We start from the raw sequence: 17,617 nt of genomic DNA, 5'->3' as shown, positions 1-17,617 counted from the left end.
AATTAAAATTCTACTTTAGGAGCATTTTCACTTCCAGCAGCAGATTTAAACAATGACATTCCTTCTTTACCTATGTAGTTGGCAACTATATTTGTTGGGAACTTAGCAATAAATATATTATATGCACCAGCTATAGTATTAAAGCGATTGCGCTCTACATTGATCCGGTTTTCTGTACCTTCTAATTGACTTTGTAATTCTAAGAAACTTTGATCTGCTTTTAACTCAGGATAGCGTTCTACGGTTACTAATAATCTTGATAAAGCTCCACTAAGTCCTTGTTGTGCTTGTTGAAAAGCTGCCATTTTTTCTGGTGTTAAGTTACCAACATCAATAGTTGTTTTTGTAGCTTCAGAACGTGCTTTAATTACACCTTCCAATGTTTCTTTTTCGTGTGCTGCGTATCCTTTTACAGTTGCAACCAAATTTGGAATAAGATCCGCTCTTCGTTGATAAGAACTTTCAACATTTGCCCATTGTGCTTTCGCTAGGCCTTCTTGTTCAATAATTTCATTGTTAACTCCAACTCCCCATTTAAAAATACCAAAAGCAAGAAGGGCTACAATCACTAAAGGGATTAACCATTTTTTCATAATTCTAAAATGTTATTTATTGTTATTAGTTATTGATAATATAAAAGCGTTACATGTTATCCTTAATCTTTACAAGTTCAGCTCGAATATGTTGTAATTTACGAATAATCTCAAAATTGGAAAGTATTTTCTTCTTTTCCTCTTTTAAATGAACTTTTGCGCCTTCAAGTGTAAAGCCACGCTCTTTTACCAAATGATAGATGAGTTCTATATGTTTAATATCTTCAGGAGTAAACTTACGATTTCCTTTCGCGTTTTTTTTGGGTTGAATTTCATCAAATTCCTTCTCCCAAAAGCGAATCAAAGAAGCATTTACGTCAAAAGCCTTGGCAACTTCGCCGATGCTGTAGTATAATTTATCAGGTAAATTAATGTGCATTAGTCGAGCGATTGATTTTGTTTAGCAGCGTTTTTAAGTAATTCTTCAAACTCTTTAGGCGATAAATTCCCATAATAGAAGTTAATCGGATTTATTTTGTCGCCATTCTTGCGAATTTCATAATGTAAATGCGGTGCTTGCGATCGGCCTGTACTTCCCACAAAACCTATCAAATCACCACGTTTCACCTTTTTACCTTTGCGTACATTGTATTTGCTCAAATGTGCATACAACGACACATATCCATATCCGTGATCAATACGAATGTGTTTTCCAAAACCAGCAGCAGAATTGTCTGCACGCACTACTTTTCCATCACCAGCGGCGTATACAGGCGTTCCTTTTGGTGCAGTGAAATCCATTCCCCAGTGCATCTTTCGGGTTTTATTAAATGGATCATTTCGCATTCCGTAACCAGAAGCCATGCGTGTTAAATTTTCATTATTTACAGGCTGAATTGCTGGAATAGAAGCTAAAAATTCTTCTTTATCTTCTGCTAATATTGCTATTTCGTCTAGTGATTTCGATTGTACAACCAATCGTTTTTGTAACTCTTCCAAGCGTTTTGTGGTCGAAATGATCAAATCTGCATTTTCATAATTGTACATCTCTTCATATCTATTCACACCACCAAAACCTGCTTTTCGTTGTTCTTCAGGAATTGGATTCGCTTCAAAATACAAACGATAAATATTATTATCTCTTTCTTCAACGTTTTCTAGTACAGTTTGGGCTTGCGTAATTTTTTTATTTAGCAAATCATACCGAAACTGCATATTGGTCAATTCGCGCTTCAATACCTTTTCATTAGGCGTTTCTAGTGCTGTGTAAAAGAAGATTGTTACCAGTAAAATTGAACACAAAACAACCGAAGCAACGTATAAAAATATATAGCCAATTTTGCGTCCACGCTTGCCTTCAATCTTTCGATATGACAATGTTTCTGAATCGTAATAATATTTTACCTTACTCATTCCTTAAAAAATTCTATTTTTGCACAGATTCTCAATGAAATAATTTAATGAGAAACCTGTGAAACGAACAAATATAGCTATTGTTTTACAGTTTTTAGGAATTTTAAAGTAGGTTAAGATAAATTTAAGAATTGTCCAAGAATTATCTTACCTGTACAATATAAAAGAACAAGACATGAAATCTCAGGATATTAGAGCTAAGTTTTTAGACTTTTTTGAATCTAAAACACATCAAATTGTGCCTTCTGCGCCAATGGTCATGAAAAATGATCCAACATTGATGTTTATCAATTCTGGAATGGCGCCATTTAAGGAATATTTCTTAGGGAATGGAACGCCAAAAAGCAATCGTATCGCCGATACGCAAAAATGTTTGCGTGTGAGTGGGAAACATAATGACTTGGAAGAAGTTGGATATGATACCTATCATCACACCATGTTTGAAATGCTTGGAAACTGGAGTTTTGGTGATTACTTTAAAAAAGAAGCCATTGCTTGGGCATGGGAATTATTGACGGAAGTTTACGGAGTTGATAAAGATATCTTGTATGTAACGGTTTTTGAAGGAAGTGATGAGGATGGTTTGAAACTTGATCAAGAAGCGTACGATTTATGGAAAGAAATTATTCCAGAAGATCGCATCTTGATGGGAAATAAAGACGATAATTTCTGGGAAATGGGAAGTCAAGGACCTTGCGGACCTTGTTCTGAAATTCATGTAGACATTCGTTCGGACGAAGAAAAAGCAAAAACGCCAGGTGCTGAGTTAGTCAATATGGATCATCCACACGTAGTGGAAATCTGGAACTTGGTATTTATGCAATACAATCGAAAAGCAGACAAATCACTAGAAAAATTATCTGCACAACATGTAGATACAGGAATGGGATTTGAGCGCCTGTGTATGGTGTTGCAAGATGTAAAATCGAACTATGATACGGATGTTTTTACACCGATCATTAGAGAAATTGAAGCAATTACAAATGTTGAATACGGAAAAGATGAGAAAGTTGATATTGCTATTCGTGTCATTGCAGATCATGTGCGTGCGGTATCTTTCTCAATTGCAGACGGACAATTGCCAAGCAACAATGCCGCAGGATATGTAATTCGTAGAATCTTACGAAGAGCTATTCGGTACGGATTTACGTTCTTAAACAAAAAAGAACCATTCATTTACCGTTTGGTAGATGTACTAGATAAAAAAATGGGGATCGCTTTTCCAGAAATGAAAGAGCAAAAACAACTCATTCAAAACGTAATTAAAGAAGAAGAAAATTCATTCTTACGTACGTTAGATCAAGGATTGGTATTGTTGGATCGTGTGATTAAAAACACAAGTGGAAACGAAATATCGGGTAAAAAAGTTTTCGAACTAAAAGATACGTATGGTTTCCCAGAAGATTTAACGGAATTGATTTTGCGTGAACGCGATTTATCATACAACAAAGAAGAATTTGAAAAATTACTAGAAAAACAAAAAGGAAAAGGTCGTGAAGCAACTGCAATTGTTGCAGACGATTGGGTGACTGTTTTAGAAGATGAAGACGAAGAATTTGTAGGATATGATACCTTAGAAGTTGATGTGAAATTAACGCGCTATCGTAAAATAGAAACCAAAAAAGATGGTGTTCAATATCAATTAGTATTCAATCTAACGCCATTCTATCCAGAAGGCGGTGGACAAGTTGGTGATAAAGGATATTTACAAACACAAGATGGTGATATTGTATATGTGATTGATACTAAAAAGGAAAACAACCTGATTATTCACATTACGAAAACACTACCAAAAAATGTAAATGCTGCTTTTAAAGCGGTCGTAGATGAAAAACAACGGCAACGTACAGCGGCAAATCATACCGCAACACACTTATTGCATCAAGCATTGCGCGAAATTTTAGGAACGCATGTAGAGCAAAAAGGTTCGGCGGTGCATTCAAAATATTTGCGTTTCGACTTTTCTCACTTTTCAAAACTAACGGTAGAAGAGTTACGCGATATTGAAGATTTTGTAAATGCTAGAATAGAAGGGAAGCTTCCGCTAGAAGAAAAACGAAACAGACCAGTAGCAGATGCAATGGCAGATGGAGCAATGGCACTATTTGGCGAGAAATACGGCGATACAGTAAGATCGATTCGTTTTGGGCAATCCATTGAATTATGTGGCGGAACACATGTACAAAACACAGGTGACATCTGGCATTTTAAAATAAAATCGGAAGGTGCGGTTGCAGCTGGAATTCGAAGAATAGAAGCAATTACTTTTGATGCAACAAGAGAATTTTACGCTACAAACAACAGAGCATATTACGAAATAAAAGATGTATTGAACAATCCGAAAGATGCGGTAAAAGCAGTTTCGGACTTGAAAGACGAAAACGCTCAGCTGCGTAAGCAAATTGAAAACTTGTTAAAGGATAAAGCAAAAAATCTAAAAGGAGAACTCAAAGGGCAATTGCAAGAAGTGAATGGCGTACAGTTTTTGGCAACTAAAATAGATTTAGACCAAAACGGAATAAAAAACTTAGCGTTTGAACTTGGTGGAGAAATGAATAATTTATTTTTGTTCTTTGCTACCGCGAATGAAAGCAAAGTAATGTTAACGTGCTATATTTCCAAAGAATTAGCCGCAGAACGTGGTTATGACGCAGGAAAAGTAGTAAGAGAATTGGGTAAGCTAATTCACGGCGGCGGCGGCGGACAAGCATTTTTTGCAACCGCAGGAGGAAAAAATCCTGGTGGAATTCCAAAAGCACTTGAACGTGTTATAGAATATGTAAAATAAACTTAGTAGTAATATTAATAAAAACAAACAGATGAAAAAAGTATATATGATAGTGTTGGCACTGTTTCTTGCAGTACCAATGTTTGCACAAGAAAAAGAAGCAAAAGATGATTCTGAAAAAGGTGTATATGTTTGGTGTGTAATGCCAAATCAAAAAGGAGAATGGTTAGTTTTAGAAGCACCAAAACCAGCTGTTGTGATGGATTTTCAAACAAAATTAACGTATCTTGAGTTATTAAAGCCAAGTGATATTAGTGAGCCAGGAAAGCTAGATAGAGCTACAAGTGATGCTATTTTGAAATTAGAACGTATCAAAGGAATAACCTATGATAGCAAAGAATTAGTCGGGTTTACACAAGGAATGAAAAACCGATTGAACCTTATGTATCACACCGCTAAAAGAGCCGCAGAAAAAAAAGCTAAGCAATAATTTTTATGATATTGCAAACCAACATTCCGTTCGTAAAAGAAACGTATAACCCAATAACATACAGTTCTAAAGTATGTTTATTGGGTTCTTGTTTTTCTGAAAATATAAGCGAAAAGTTGGCGTATTATAAATTTGACACATTTCAAAACCCGTTGGGAATTCTATTTCATCCGAAAGCGATTGAAAATTTAATTCTGAGAGCCATCAATCAAGATGAATTTACGGAAGCCGATCTTTTCTATTTAAACGAACGTTGGCATTGTTTTGAAGCACATTCTGAGTTGAGCCACACAGATAAAACTGTATTGTTATCAAATTTGAATTTGGCAATACAACAAACGCATACAGCACTGCTTGAAGCTTCTCATATTATCATCACGTTAGGAACAGCGTGGACCTATCGACATATTGAAACAGATACAACAGTTGCCAATTGTCATAAAGTGCCGCAAAAAAAGTTCTTAAAAGAATTACTTTCCGTTGATGAAGTAATTGCAAGTGTTGAAAACTGTATTGCGTTACTCAAAAGCATCAACCCAAAAATTACGATGCTGTATACCGTTTCGCCTGTGCGACATTTAAAAGATGGATTTGTGGAAAATCAGCAAAGCAAAGCACATTTGTTAGCCGGAATTCATCAAACTATATCTGCGCGACATCAAGTGCATTATTTTCCTTCGTATGAACTTATGATGGACGAATTGCGTGACTATCGTTTTTATGCCGAAGACATGATTCATCCAAATACAACGGCAATTAAATATATCTGGGAAAAGTTTCAACTCGCGTGGATTTCTCACGAAAGTGAACAAACCTTAGAAGAAGTAGCAACCATTCAAAAAGGATTGGCGCACAAGCCATTCAATCCAAATTCGGAAGCGCATCAACAATTTTTAGCCAAACTTCAAGCTAAAGTTGAAAAGCTTCAACAGCAGTTTTCTTTTATGAAATTTCAATAATTTTAAATTTAACTTGTTGACTTGTAGTTAGCTATAATAAAGTTGTAATTTTTTTGTTGGGTAATGAATTTTAAAATCTAACCCTAGTATATATAATCTTAAAAAATATATATTATGAAAACCAAAAATTTTAAAAGCTTAGCGCTTAACAAAAAGTCAATTTCAAATTTAGTAGGAGGATTAAGTTCTAGTCCTGCACAACCATCAGGAATTCCATGGGATCCACAAACAATGATTGCTGTATGTCCAACCGATACATTAAACCACACAGAATGTTGGTGTAATATTAATAGACGTTAATAATTATGCAATATTGAAACTAGATGGACAAGAAATGTAATACCATAGAAAACTAAGCGAACTCCGGTTCGCTTTTTTTGTACTCGTTATTCATAAATTTCGATAGGTTATATTTTTTTGATGATATAATGATGTCTACTTTTAAGAAACATCAAATATTAAATATCATGAAAAAAAGTATTAAAAGTTTACATCTGAACAAGAAATCAATTTCTAATTTGGCTTTCGGTGGAAGTGTACCATTACGAGCAGAAAAATCAGAAAGAAGATCCAACTGTGAATTATGTGCAAATACAAACCAAGCAACGTGTATTTCGCAAGTAGAAGCAACACATTGTTGTCCATTATAGAAAGTGCATGATAGTAAAAGCGAACTTCGGCTCGCTTTTTTGTAACTTTTACCTCGAAAAGCATACTCATGATTCATACGTACTTCTAAAATGATAAAAAGCTTCTTTATACGATTGATTGCATACCCATTTTGTGTATTTCTAATATACATTGGAATTGAGATGATACAAAATTATCAGATTTTCAACGATTCAATTCATGGTGGAAAACAACTCCCTAGTGGAATAGCAATAGTTTTAATCGCGAGTACATATTTGATCGTAGATATTTTAATCATTATAAAAGATTTTATAGACTACAAAAAAGATCGAGCTAAAAATCAATAGTTATGAAAGTAAAACACATCATTACATTATTCCTTTTAGGCGTATTTTTTACAATTATTGGCGCTTTATTCAAAATTCAACATTGGCCGTATGGTGCAATAGTTTTAACTATAGGTTCTTTTACAGAAGGATTGGCAGTTTTACTAGGAATTTGGAAATTATTGACGAATAAAAAATTCAAAGACTTTTTGAATAGTTAAACTAAACAACCAACTCAATTCCATCAGCAATCAACTGCGCAACTTCTGGTCGTGTAGTTTGAATCGTTTGTAAGCGTTCTAAAACCTTTGTTTGTAACGAAGTATTTTTAGTTGTCAGTTCGTACAATTCAACCAACAATAACCAATCTTTTGGGTGTTCGTTGGAAAGTGTTTCAAAAATAGTTTCAAGCGAAATTGCAGTATTTTTTCCAGTTCTAAAATCACGCACTTTTGCATACAAAATATCTAAATCTTTAGCTGCTTTTGATGTTGGAACTTTTACCGTTACTATTTCTGACTTAAAATGTGTAGCATCAAACGATCGGTAATCGGCTGCGCCAGCATAAGCAGAAACAATTTCTTTCCCTAAAGCTAAATCAAACGTTCCATATTCGGGTTTAAATAATACTTTATCTTGGTACGTAACCGTACAATCTGTAAACTGAATTAAAATCAATTTCCCATTGATATTTCGAATTCCAGTAACATTTAAACCTTCTACTTTAATACCACTTTCGTATTCAAATGCAATGCGTTCGCCGTCATAAAAATTATATGCTTTCAAGTCTCTCGGACTCATATCTTCAATCGCCAAATTGATTCCTTTCAACTTTCCTAAAGGTGAGCTAAATCCATGCGGATGTGTCAATACACCATGACCAATCAATTCTTTTTCACGATTCGATAATGCGGTTGGTCCTTCGGTTCTGAAAAAGACAACTTCATTATCTTCATTCGTAATCATTTCTGTAAAAACTCCTGAAATTTGCAAACCAGTACTCAGTTCAATCGTTCCAATCTTTTTAGATTCAATCAACTTTCGCAAACCTCTAAATCCACCTTTTCGCAATGCCATGGTATTGGTAAACTCTTCCAGAACCTGCATTAAATAGGAGAAGTCAGGTGTTACATACAATTGCGGTTGCGGTTTTGTAATATCAAATTCTTGATAAGCGGCATCAACGGAATATGGAATCTTTTTCACTTCATCAGTCATGCACCATTTACTTTCGCCAATAGAAGAAAGCAACCCTGCGCCATAAATTTTTGGAGTATCTACACTGCCAATCAAGCCATATTCTACAGTCCACCAATGTAAATTTCGAATCATTGCCATCTCAGACAAATCTACTTTTTTGGCTTGCAATTCGTTTACACGATTTTCTGCGGCTTCAATTTCTGTTGCTGTACTTCCAGCTGCTTCTTTCACAATAGAAAGCTTACGAACTGCTTCATACATATCATTATCATGCGCAGATAAAATGGCTTTCGCTCCAATTTCTCCAAAACGTCTTAAATATTCAGCATAATCAGGATTGGCAATAATTGGCGCATGTCCAGCTGCTTCATGAATAATATCAGGTGCTGGCGTATAGGTAATATGTTCTAACTGTCTAATATCACTCGCAATCACCAATATTTTATACGCTTGAAACTCCATAAACGCATTTGGCGGAATAAATCCGTCTACGGCAACAGCAGCCCAACCAATTTCTTTCAGAATCCGATTCATGCCGTACATACTTGGAATATCATCAATAGAAATTCCTGTTTTTTGCAAACCATCCAAATACGAATCGTGTGCAACTGTACCCAAATATGAAACGCTCTTTCGCATCACATAACGCCAAACTGCTTGATTAATGGCGGTATAATCGTCATAATTCTGCGGTTTAATATACTGTTGTAAATGCGGAGGAAGTCTATCCAACAAAGGATTCGTTTCAATATTCTGGTTCATGCGGCAAATTTTGACAAAGCTATTAAAACCTAAAATATTCAAGCAATAAAAAGCAAATATTCAACGTATTTTATAAAATATGTATATTCACAAACTGATTAGGGCAACATCATGACACAAAAAAACGAAACTCGAAAAGAAGAAATTGTACGTACTGCCGAAATGCTTTTCAAGCAAAAAGGATACAGTGCGGTGACGATGCGTGACATAGCAAAAGCTATGGGAATCAAAGCAGCCAGTTTATACAATCACATTCAGTCAAAACAAGAAATACTTTCAGATATCATTATCACCATTGGCGAACAATTTACACAAGGAATGGCTCAAATAGTTGCCGCCGAAATATCAAGTATCGAAAAACTAGAACGCATCATTGCGCTTCATGTGCAAATTACTATGGAAAACCCTTCACGAATGGCAACCATGAATAATGATTGGATGCACCTAGAAGAACAAATAGAATATTACCTAACATTACGAAGAAACTACGAAGAAAGTTTTCGTCAAATTCTAAAACAAGGTATTGAAAGCAGAGAACTCAAAACAGTAGATCCTGAAATCATCTTATTCTCTATTCTTTCTACCTTGCGTTCATTATATCTGTGGATTCCTAAAAGAGAAGACATTCTAAAAGAAGATTTATTAGGTAAATTGAGCAAAGTATTGCTTACAGGTGTAGCTCTCTAATATACAAGAATAAATATAACCTTTCAAGTACTTACACACTAAAAGTTCTAATGTAAAACCTTTCACTAAAACAGATAATCATACATATCTTTATGTGTATAGAACTTTTAAACCTACCATAATGAAAACAAAACCTACGAATCATTTAAGATTAAAAAAAAATGTAATCTCAAATCTTACAACTATTGTCGCAGGCGGACCGCCAGTACCGCCAGGAAGTAATTCTTGTATCCAAGAAGAAACATGCTTAACATGTGGAGAACAAACCTGCCAAGAGCAAAGCTGTGATCGAACATGCTAATCTTGTAAGTAATTGTAAACATAAAAGAGCGCCTCTAAAGCGCTCTTTTTCTTTGGTAAATAATTGAACCATAATATTTAACATAACTTTAGTTGCAAGTAAAACTAACAATTGTTAGTTTTGTAAAAAGAACTAAAAAAACTGCATGGCAAAGTTTCATGAAATTGAAGTTGCTGAAGTATACAAAGACACTTCAGATTGTACTGTAATCACATTCGATATTCCTGAAAATCTTCAGGAAGAATTCAACTATATTCAAGGACAATACCTAACCTTGCGAAAAATGATTAATGGCGAAGATGTTCGCCGATCGTATTCGTTATGCTCAAGTCCAGTAGACAAGCAATGGAAAGTTGCGGTAAAGCAAATTCCTGGAGGCGTATTTTCAACATACGCAAACACAGAACTAAAAGCTGGAGATACACTTCAACTAATGGCACCAGCAGGTAACTTTTATGTGGAAGTTGATCCAAACGCACACAAAAATTACATTGCATTTGCCGCTGGAAGTGGAATCACACCAATGCTATCCATCATAAAAACACACTTAGCATTAGAGCCAAACAGCACTTTTAAGTTGTTCTACTTGAATCGCACGGTAAAATCTATTATCTTTAAAGAAGAGATAGAGCAACTGAAAAACAAATACTTACAGCGTTTTAATGTGTTCTATTTCTTAACAAAAGAACAACGAGATATTGAATTTTTAAACGGACGATTTACCACAGAAAAAATTCAAACACTCACAAAAACGTTCATTGATATCAATGATACTGCCGATTGTTTCATTTGTGGACCTGAAGAAATGATCTTTTTGATCAGAGATGAACTCGAAGCTGCCGGATTGCCAAAAGAAAACATTCATTACGAACTATTCTTTTCAGGAGACAAAAAAGCTTCCAATGCACACATCGCAGAAATACTAGAAAAAAAAGTAGAAGGAACCGATGTAACCATTATGGATGGTGGAAAAGAATTTCACTTCATTATGGAAGACGAATATGACAACATTCTCGATGGTGCACTTGCCGCTGGAGCCGATTTGCCGTTTGCCTGCAAAGGAGGCGTTTGTAGCACGTGCAAATGTAGAGTTGTAGAAGGTTCCGTGGAAATGAAAATCAACTATGCACTATCAGATCACGAAGTTGCTAGCGGATTAGTATTATCATGTCAATCCGTTCCAACCACAGAAAAAGTCATTGTTGACTTTGATGTATAGAAAAATAATTTGGGCGTTTCCCTTTGGGTCGGGCTTTCGGTAGTCGCTCTCTACGAGGAGCTTCAACAAAACCTCAATCCCTAACGCGGAACTTCCCATGAAAATGGGAAACTAAAAAAGAAAAAGAAAAAAACAACAAAGTCTAAATGAAAACTATCAAAATTTACATTTAGCATTTTTAATTTAAAATTCATAATCATGAGTGAAGCACAATTAAAAAACTTGGAAGAAATCTTTGAGCAACGAATCGCCAATGACGAAAAAATTGAGCCAAAAGATTGGATGCCCGAAAAATATAGAAAAACACACATCAGGCAAATATCGCAACATGCACATTCTGAAATCGTAGGAATGCTACCTGAAGGAAACTGGATTACCAGAGCACCTTCACTCCGTAGAAAAGTTGCATTGTTAGCCAAAGTGCAAGATGAAGCCGGACATGGTTTGTACCTATACAGCGCATGTGAAACTTTAGGAATCTCTCGCGAAGAATTATACGAACAATTACACTCTGGAAAAGCTAAATACTCAAGCATTTTCAACTATCCAACGGTAAGTTGGGCAGACATGGGCGCAGTTGGTTGGTTAGTAGATGGTGCAGCAATTATCAATCAAGTGCCATTATGCAACACTTCGTACGGACCGTATGCACGCGCAATGATTCGTGTATGTAAAGAAGAAAGCTTTCACCAACGTCAAGGATTCGAAATCATGATGAAACTCTGTAACGGAGCACCAGAACAAAAAGAAATGGCGCAAGATGCACTCAATCGTTGGTGGTGGCCATCATTAATGATGTTAGGGCCAACAGATGCAGAATCTGTGCACACAGAACAATCGATGAAGTGGAAACTAAAACGTAAAACAAACGACGAATTACGTCAGCAATTCATTGATCAAACAGTTCCACAAGCAGATATCTTAGGATTAACAATCCCAGATCCAGACTTAAAATGGAATGAAGAAACTGGTCATTACGACTTTGGAGAAATCGATTGGGATGAATTTTGGCAAGTAGTCAAAGGGCACGGTCCATGCAACAAAGAACGTATGAATGCACGTGTTGGTGCTTGGGAAGAAGGAACTTGGGTTCGTGATGCAGCCATGAGTTACGCAGAAAAGAAAAAAGTAAGAAAAATCAGTAAAGCTGTTTAATAGTATTGGCTTTGTCACATCGAGCGCAGTCGAGATGCAATAAGTCTACAAACATTGTAATAATAACTAAAAGTTACCCACTTTCGTGGGCAATAAATATGGAAAAAAATTGGCCACTTTGGGAAATATTCGTCAGAAGTAAAAACGGATTAGAACACAGACACTTTGGAAGTTTGCATGCTGCTGATGCAGAAATGGCACTAGAAAATGCAAGAGATGTGTATACGCGTAGAAGCGAAGGTGTAAGTATTTGGGTTGTAGAATCGAAAGATATCACAGCTTCAAATCCTGAAAACAATGGAGAATTATTTGAACCAGCACACGACAAAGTATATCGTCATCCAACGTTTTATACGTTGCCGGATGAAATAAAGCATATGTGATGCAAAGCATCATTCCCGCGTAGGCGGGAATCTCACTAATGCAAGTTTTGTCATTCCTGCGCTTGCACTGAACGAAGTTGAAGTGAAGGCAGGAATCTAAACATGTTCACTGAGCGGAGTCGAAGTGAGCAGGAATTCAAAAAACAGTAAGCTATCATTAAAAAACCCCCGTTTTCACGGGAAATGATTATGAAAACAAACCTATACAACTACATACTCGAATTGGCAGACAACTGCTTAATAGCAGGTCAGCGATTGGGAGAACTGTGCGGTCACGGACCAAACTTGGAAACTGATATTGCGTGTACAAACATTTCTTTAGACTTATTTGGGCAAACACGTGGGTATTTTCAATATGCAGCCGAACTAAAAGGTGAAGACAAAACAGAAGACGATATCGCGTTCTTACGTATAGAACGTGAATATAAAAATGTACTCTTAGTAGAACAACCAAATCGTGACTTTGCATATACAATTGCAAGACAATATCTATTTGATGTATATCACTTATTGCTGCTCGAAAAATTACAATTCAGTCAAGATATGACGCTAAGCGCGATTGCAAAAAAATCTATCAAAGAAGTATCGTATCATGTGCGTTTCACTGGCGATTGGGTAAAGCGTTTGGGCGATGGAACTGAGATTAGTCATGAAAAAATGCAAAATGCTATTGATGGACTTTGGACATATACCAACGAACTATTTGAAGTGACGGAAGATGCAAAAATCATGGCAGAAGAAGGAATTGGTGTGGATGTTTCAGTATTAAAAGATGTGTATTACGAAAAAGTAACGGCATTACTACAAGAAGCAACGCTTACGGTTCCAGCATCAAAATACTTCCAAAAAGGAGGAAAATCTGGAATTCATACAGAACACATGGGCTATATATTGGCTGATATGCAATACATGCAAAGAGCGTATCCAAACATGAAGTGGTAACATTTCTGAGAAATCAGAAATGTTACCACTTCATCCTGAACTTGATTCAGGATCTCATCAAACGTATTACAAATCAAAATGATCACAACCAATCAATACATAGACGAAGACCTCATTCCAATACTGGAAAAAGTATCCGATCCTGAAATTCCAGTACTTTCTATCATGGATATGGGCGTTGTGCGTTCAGCGATACTTGTTGATGGAATCGTGGAAGTTAAAATTACACCAACGTACACAGGTTGTCCTGCAATGGACGTTATTGGCGAAGACATCACAAAAGCACTCGAAGAAAACGGTTATAAATCCAGCGTAAAACTAATTCTGTCGCCAGCATGGACAACGGACTGGATTACAGAACGTGGACGAAATGCACTCCGCGAATACGGAATTGCGCCGCCGTTGGAAGCTGATGCAGACAAAGAAGCCTTGCTTGGAGACAAACGCATTGTAAAATGTACCAATTGCAATTCATCCAACACAAAATTAGTCAGTCAATTTGGTTCCACAGCATGTAAAGCATTATTCAAATGCGAAGACTGTTTAGAACCTTTTGATTACTTTAAATGTTTAAAATAATAATTCCTGCACAAGCAGGAATCTCTATTTATAGTAGAAATAAAAAAATAAGGTATGAGTAATAATTCAATTGAACTAAAAATTGAAAACAATGTAGCGCACATAACGCTCAATCGACCAGAAGTATTCAATAGCTTCAATCGCGAAATGGCATTGCGTTTGCAAGACACTTTAGATCAGTGTGAACAAAATGATGAAGTACGTTCTGTTGTACTCACAGGAGAAGGAAAAGCATTTTGCGCAGGTCAAGATTTAAAAGAAGTTACGCAGCCTGAACTCAATCCTGGATTCAAAAAAATACTCGAAGAACATTACAATCCGATTATCAAGCGAATTCGTTCCATTGAAAAGCCAATTGTTGCTGCTGTCAATGGTGTTGCAGCTGGAGCAGGCGCAAACATTGCATTAGCATGTGACATTGTCGTAGCGCATGAAAAAGTAAGTTTCATTCAAGCTTTCAGTAAAATCGGATTAATTCCAGACAGTGCGGGAACGTTTTTCTTACCACGATTAATCGGATTCCAAAAAGCATCTGCCTTAATGTTATTAGGCGACAAAGTTGGTGCTGTAGAAGCGGAACGTTTAGGAATGCTATACAAAGTATTACCACTAGAAACATTCAAAGAAGAGGTAACGGCGTTGGCTGAAAAACTAGCGAAAATGCCAACAAAAGCATTAGGTCTCACGAAAAAAGTATTAAATCAATCACTTTCAAATGACCTTGATGCGCAACTTGCGTTAGAATCAAAACATCAAATTGAAGCAAGTGAATCGGGAGATTACAGAGAAGGAGTTGCTTCTTTTGTTGAAAAAAGAAAACCAAACTTTAAAGGGAAATAAATATAAAACAGCAAAATGTAAAAGTTTAAATGTAAAAGGTAAAGAAATTCACATTTAACATTTATAATTCAACATTTATAATTTATGATCAAAAACGTAGGAATAATAGGTTCAGGAACTATGGGAAGCGGAATTGCGCAAGTTGCAGCAACTGCTGGATGCATAGTCAAACTATACGATACAAAACAAGCGGCTTTAGACAAAAGTAAAGCAGCTTTAGAAAAAATATTAAATCGATTGGTCGAAAAAGGACGAATCAATACCGCTGAAAAAAAACGCATTCAAGGAAACATTTCCTATGTAGATTCGCTCAAGGATTTAGGCGATTCGGACCTAACTATCGAAGCAATTATAGAAAACCTAGACATCAAGCAAAAAGTATTTGTAGAATTAGAAACATATCTTTCTGAAGAAGCAATCATAGCTTCAAACACTTCGTCATTATCAATAGCTTCCATTGCTTCTGCATTAAAAAATCCTGCGCGTTGTATTGGAATTCATTTCTTCAATCCAGCACCATTAATGAAATTGGTTGAGGTAATTCCTGCGATTCAAACGTCGCAAGAAGTCTTAGACAAAACAATCAAAACTATTGCCGATTGGAAAAAAGTAGTCGCTGTGGCAAAAGATACGCCAGGATTCATCGTAAATAGAGTTGCACGACCTTTCTATGGAGAATCGTTACGAATCTATGAAGAAGGATTGGCTGATTTCGCTACCATCGACAAAGCATTAAAGACATTGGGCGGATTCCGTATGGGACCATTTGAATTGATGGATTTCATTGGAAATGATGTAAACTATACCGTGACGGAAACTGTATTTACAGCATTCTATTTCGATGCTCGATACAAACCTTCATTCACGCAAAAACGCTTGTCAGAAGCTGGGTATTTAGGTAGAAAAACTGGGAAAGGATATTATGATTACGATGAAAACGGACGTGTCACTTCGAGCGCAGTCGAGAAGCCTTATGATGAAGAACTAGCAAATCAAATTTTCGATCGAGTTCTTGTAATGCTTATCAACGAAGCAGCAGATGCTTTATTCTTAAACATCGCTTCCACAGAAGACATCGACAACGCCATGACCAAAGGCGTAAACTATCCAAAAGGATTATTAGCTTGGGCAGATGAAAAAGGAATCGATTGGTGTGTGGAAACTTTAGACAAACTTTACGACGAATACCATGAAGACAGATATCGTTGTTCGCCGTTGCTTAGAAAATTAAATCGTCAAGGAAAGAATTTCTTTTAATGGAAAAACTATTGGAAATTGATATTGAAGATAAGTTTAAAGTCAAATTGGGTCTTGTCTTGACGGGAAATATCGATGTAAAACATCATGGACAGATAGAAGCAGGAAATTATTTAGAATTTAATTTAGAAGATGTTATTCTAGTTAGAAAAATTATTGGTGTTGATTATTTTCGTCCTCCACATTACTTAGACTATGACGAGGTAAAAACCAGACATGCAGGATTGCTAATTGAATGTGATAATGATGAAGAATTAATTCAAATTTTAGACGCGAAATCAATAAGACAAACGGCAATAATATATAAGAGTGAAAAATAAAAATGCAAAGGATTATAACTTAAAATCTATAATTCAACATTTAAAATTCAAACATGCAAGGAAACAAAATACCACACAAAATGCTCAGTCTCGATCCGTTCAGTACGTGGTTGGGAATTGAAATTTTGGAATGTGAGATAGGAAGATGTAAAGTTGGATTGACCATTCGTAAAGACATGCTCAACAGTATGGCAAAAGCACATGGCGGAATCAGTTACTCGCTAGCAGACACGGCTTTTGGATTCGCGGCAAACACACATGGTAAATATGCGGTTTCTATCGAAACATCTATCAATCACATTGAAGCATTAGAAGAAGGTGATTATATTTATGCAGAATCTGTCATAGAAAAAGTAAAAAACAAACTCGGTTTTAACATCATTGAAGTCAAACGTGGTGACGAACTCATCGCATTATTCAAAGGAGTTGTGTACCGAACACAAAAAGATTGGGAATAAACTCTAAATGTAAAATTTCAAATTAAAAATGTAAAAGTGGAGACGCGGAAACAATACAATTTACAGGAACGATTAGTAAAATTCTCTGCAAGCATAATTATAAATGCTTCGACACTAAAAAAAGAATTTGCATCTGAACATTTATTAAAACAGCTCATTCGTTCAGTAACATCGTCAGCATTAAATTATGGAGAAGCGCAAGCAGCTGAATCAAAAAGAGATTTTATTCATAAAATGAAAATATGTCTAAAAGAGTTGAGAGAATCTCAAGTAAACATGCAGATTATGATAGAAGCAAACTTGGTTAAAGACATCAATGAATTTAAGAAAATAGAGAAAGAATGCAGCGAATTGGTTGCTATCTTTACAACAAGCATAAAAACATCAAACAAAAAATAAGCATCAATGAAAAAGTTCTAAATACAGTTTGGTAAT

Annotated in this window: 22 protein-coding genes; 18 read left to right on the top strand and 4 right to left on the bottom strand. The window is 35.8% G+C overall.

Annotation, left to right across the window (positions count from 1 at the left end; all coding sequences use genetic code 11):
• Positions 1-2: 2 nt before the first annotated feature.
• The 3 genes from H2O64_RS18810 to H2O64_RS18800 are packed head-to-tail and all read right to left on the bottom strand — an operon-like array spanning position 3 to position 1,946.
• Positions 3-593: a LemA family protein gene (locus H2O64_RS18810; RefSeq protein ID WP_187563773.1), complete on the bottom strand. Its 591-nt coding sequence runs from the start codon at positions 591-593 to the stop codon at positions 3-5.
• Between the two features lie 49 nt (positions 594-642).
• Positions 643-972: a MerR family transcriptional regulator gene (locus tag H2O64_RS18805; protein ID WP_187563772.1), complete on the bottom strand. Its 330-nt coding sequence runs from the start codon at positions 970-972 to the stop codon at positions 643-645.
• On the bottom strand, positions 972-1,946 hold the full coding sequence (locus H2O64_RS18800; protein WP_187563771.1) for a M23 family metallopeptidase: 975 nt from the start codon (positions 1,944-1,946) through the stop codon (positions 972-974). The genes H2O64_RS18805 and H2O64_RS18800 overlap by 1 nt, the downstream gene beginning before the upstream one ends.
• 175 nt (positions 1,947-2,121) lie before the next feature.
• Between H2O64_RS18800 and alaS the strand changes: the two genes are divergently transcribed.
• The 6 genes from alaS (at position 2,122) to H2O64_RS18770 (ending at position 7,300) form a co-directional block, all read left to right on the top strand.
• Positions 2,122-4,734, top strand: coding sequence for an alanine--tRNA ligase (alaS, locus tag H2O64_RS18795; RefSeq protein ID WP_187563770.1), 2,613 nt, complete (start codon positions 2,122-2,124; stop codon positions 4,732-4,734).
• A gap of 31 nt (positions 4,735-4,765) precedes the next feature.
• On the top strand, positions 4,766-5,164 hold the full coding sequence (locus tag H2O64_RS18790; protein ID WP_187563769.1) for a hypothetical protein: 399 nt from the start codon (positions 4,766-4,768) through the stop codon (positions 5,162-5,164).
• 5 nt (positions 5,165-5,169) lie between these two features.
• On the top strand, positions 5,170-6,123 hold the full coding sequence (locus tag H2O64_RS18785) for a GSCFA domain-containing protein (protein WP_187563768.1): 954 nt from the start codon (positions 5,170-5,172) through the stop codon (positions 6,121-6,123).
• A gap of 114 nt (positions 6,124-6,237) precedes the next feature.
• Complete coding sequence (locus H2O64_RS18780; RefSeq protein ID WP_187563767.1) at positions 6,238-6,423, top strand: hypothetical protein; 186 nt, start codon at positions 6,238-6,240, stop codon at positions 6,421-6,423.
• A gap of 167 nt (positions 6,424-6,590) precedes the next feature.
• Entirely contained in the window at positions 6,591-6,773 is a 183-nt protein-coding gene (locus H2O64_RS18775; RefSeq protein WP_187563766.1) for a hypothetical protein, read from the top strand.
• Between the two features lie 329 nt (positions 6,774-7,102).
• Positions 7,103-7,300 carry a GldL-related protein gene (locus H2O64_RS18770; RefSeq protein ID WP_187563765.1) on the top strand — a complete coding sequence of 66 codons (198 nt, stop codon included), beginning with the start codon at positions 7,103-7,105 and terminating at the stop codon, positions 7,298-7,300.
• 1 nt (position 7,301) lies between these two features.
• Here H2O64_RS18770 and H2O64_RS18765 read toward each other — a convergent pair whose 3' ends face one another.
• Complete coding sequence (locus H2O64_RS18765) at positions 7,302-9,041, bottom strand: aromatic amino acid hydroxylase (protein WP_187563764.1); 1,740 nt, start codon at positions 9,039-9,041, stop codon at positions 7,302-7,304.
• 111 nt (positions 9,042-9,152) lie between these two features.
• Here H2O64_RS18765 and H2O64_RS18760 point away from each other — a divergent pair, with 111 nt between their 5' ends.
• The 12 genes from H2O64_RS18760 (at position 9,153) to H2O64_RS18705 (ending at position 17,581) form a co-directional block, all read left to right on the top strand.
• Positions 9,153-9,728 (top strand): TetR/AcrR family transcriptional regulator, encoded by a 576-nt coding sequence (locus tag H2O64_RS18760; RefSeq protein ID WP_187563763.1) that lies wholly within the window; start codon positions 9,153-9,155, stop codon positions 9,726-9,728.
• Positions 9,729-9,849: 121 nt separating this feature from the next.
• Complete coding sequence (locus tag H2O64_RS18755) at positions 9,850-10,029, top strand: hypothetical protein (RefSeq protein WP_187563762.1); 180 nt, start codon at positions 9,850-9,852, stop codon at positions 10,027-10,029.
• 145 nt (positions 10,030-10,174) lie between these two features.
• The gene (paaE, locus tag H2O64_RS18750) at positions 10,175-11,248 is read left to right on the top strand and encodes a 1,2-phenylacetyl-CoA epoxidase subunit PaaE (protein WP_187563761.1); all 1,074 of its coding nucleotides are present in this window, start codon (positions 10,175-10,177) and stop codon (positions 11,246-11,248) included.
• Positions 11,249-11,446: 198 nt separating this feature from the next.
• Positions 11,447-12,403: a 1,2-phenylacetyl-CoA epoxidase subunit PaaA gene (gene paaA, locus H2O64_RS18745; protein WP_187563760.1), complete on the top strand. Its 957-nt coding sequence runs from the start codon at positions 11,447-11,449 to the stop codon at positions 12,401-12,403.
• Positions 12,404-12,501: 98 nt separating this feature from the next.
• Positions 12,502-12,786 (top strand): 1,2-phenylacetyl-CoA epoxidase subunit PaaB, encoded by a 285-nt coding sequence (paaB, locus tag H2O64_RS18740; protein ID WP_187563759.1) that lies wholly within the window; start codon positions 12,502-12,504, stop codon positions 12,784-12,786.
• 189 nt (positions 12,787-12,975) lie between these two features.
• Positions 12,976-13,728 (top strand): 1,2-phenylacetyl-CoA epoxidase subunit PaaC, encoded by a 753-nt coding sequence (gene paaC, locus H2O64_RS18735; protein WP_187563758.1) that lies wholly within the window; start codon positions 12,976-12,978, stop codon positions 13,726-13,728.
• A 78-nt stretch (positions 13,729-13,806) separates the two neighbouring features.
• Positions 13,807-14,307, top strand: coding sequence for a 1,2-phenylacetyl-CoA epoxidase subunit PaaD (paaD, locus tag H2O64_RS18730; protein ID WP_187563757.1), 501 nt, complete (start codon positions 13,807-13,809; stop codon positions 14,305-14,307).
• A gap of 54 nt (positions 14,308-14,361) precedes the next feature.
• Positions 14,362-15,147 carry an enoyl-CoA hydratase-related protein gene (locus H2O64_RS18725; RefSeq protein ID WP_187563756.1) on the top strand — a complete coding sequence of 262 codons (786 nt, stop codon included), beginning with the start codon at positions 14,362-14,364 and terminating at the stop codon, positions 15,145-15,147.
• 84 nt (positions 15,148-15,231) lie between these two features.
• Complete coding sequence (locus H2O64_RS18720; RefSeq protein ID WP_187563755.1) at positions 15,232-16,404, top strand: 3-hydroxyacyl-CoA dehydrogenase NAD-binding domain-containing protein; 1,173 nt, start codon at positions 15,232-15,234, stop codon at positions 16,402-16,404.
• A gap of 59 nt (positions 16,405-16,463) precedes the next feature.
• The gene (locus H2O64_RS18715) at positions 16,464-16,724 is read left to right on the top strand and encodes a hypothetical protein (RefSeq protein ID WP_187563754.1); all 261 of its coding nucleotides are present in this window, start codon (positions 16,464-16,466) and stop codon (positions 16,722-16,724) included.
• 53 nt (positions 16,725-16,777) lie between these two features.
• Entirely contained in the window at positions 16,778-17,182 is a 405-nt protein-coding gene (locus H2O64_RS18710; protein ID WP_187563753.1) for a PaaI family thioesterase, read from the top strand.
• Between the two features lie 36 nt (positions 17,183-17,218).
• On the top strand, positions 17,219-17,581 hold the full coding sequence (locus tag H2O64_RS18705; RefSeq protein ID WP_187563752.1) for a four helix bundle protein: 363 nt from the start codon (positions 17,219-17,221) through the stop codon (positions 17,579-17,581).
• The last annotated feature ends 36 nt before the right edge of the window (positions 17,582-17,617 follow it).

The sequence above is a fragment of the Kordia aestuariivivens genome, from assembly GCF_014397005.1.
GTDB classification, from domain to species: domain Bacteria; phylum Bacteroidota; class Bacteroidia; order Flavobacteriales; family Flavobacteriaceae; genus Kordia; species Kordia aestuariivivens.
This window is presented reverse-complemented; position numbering and strand designations above follow the sequence as displayed.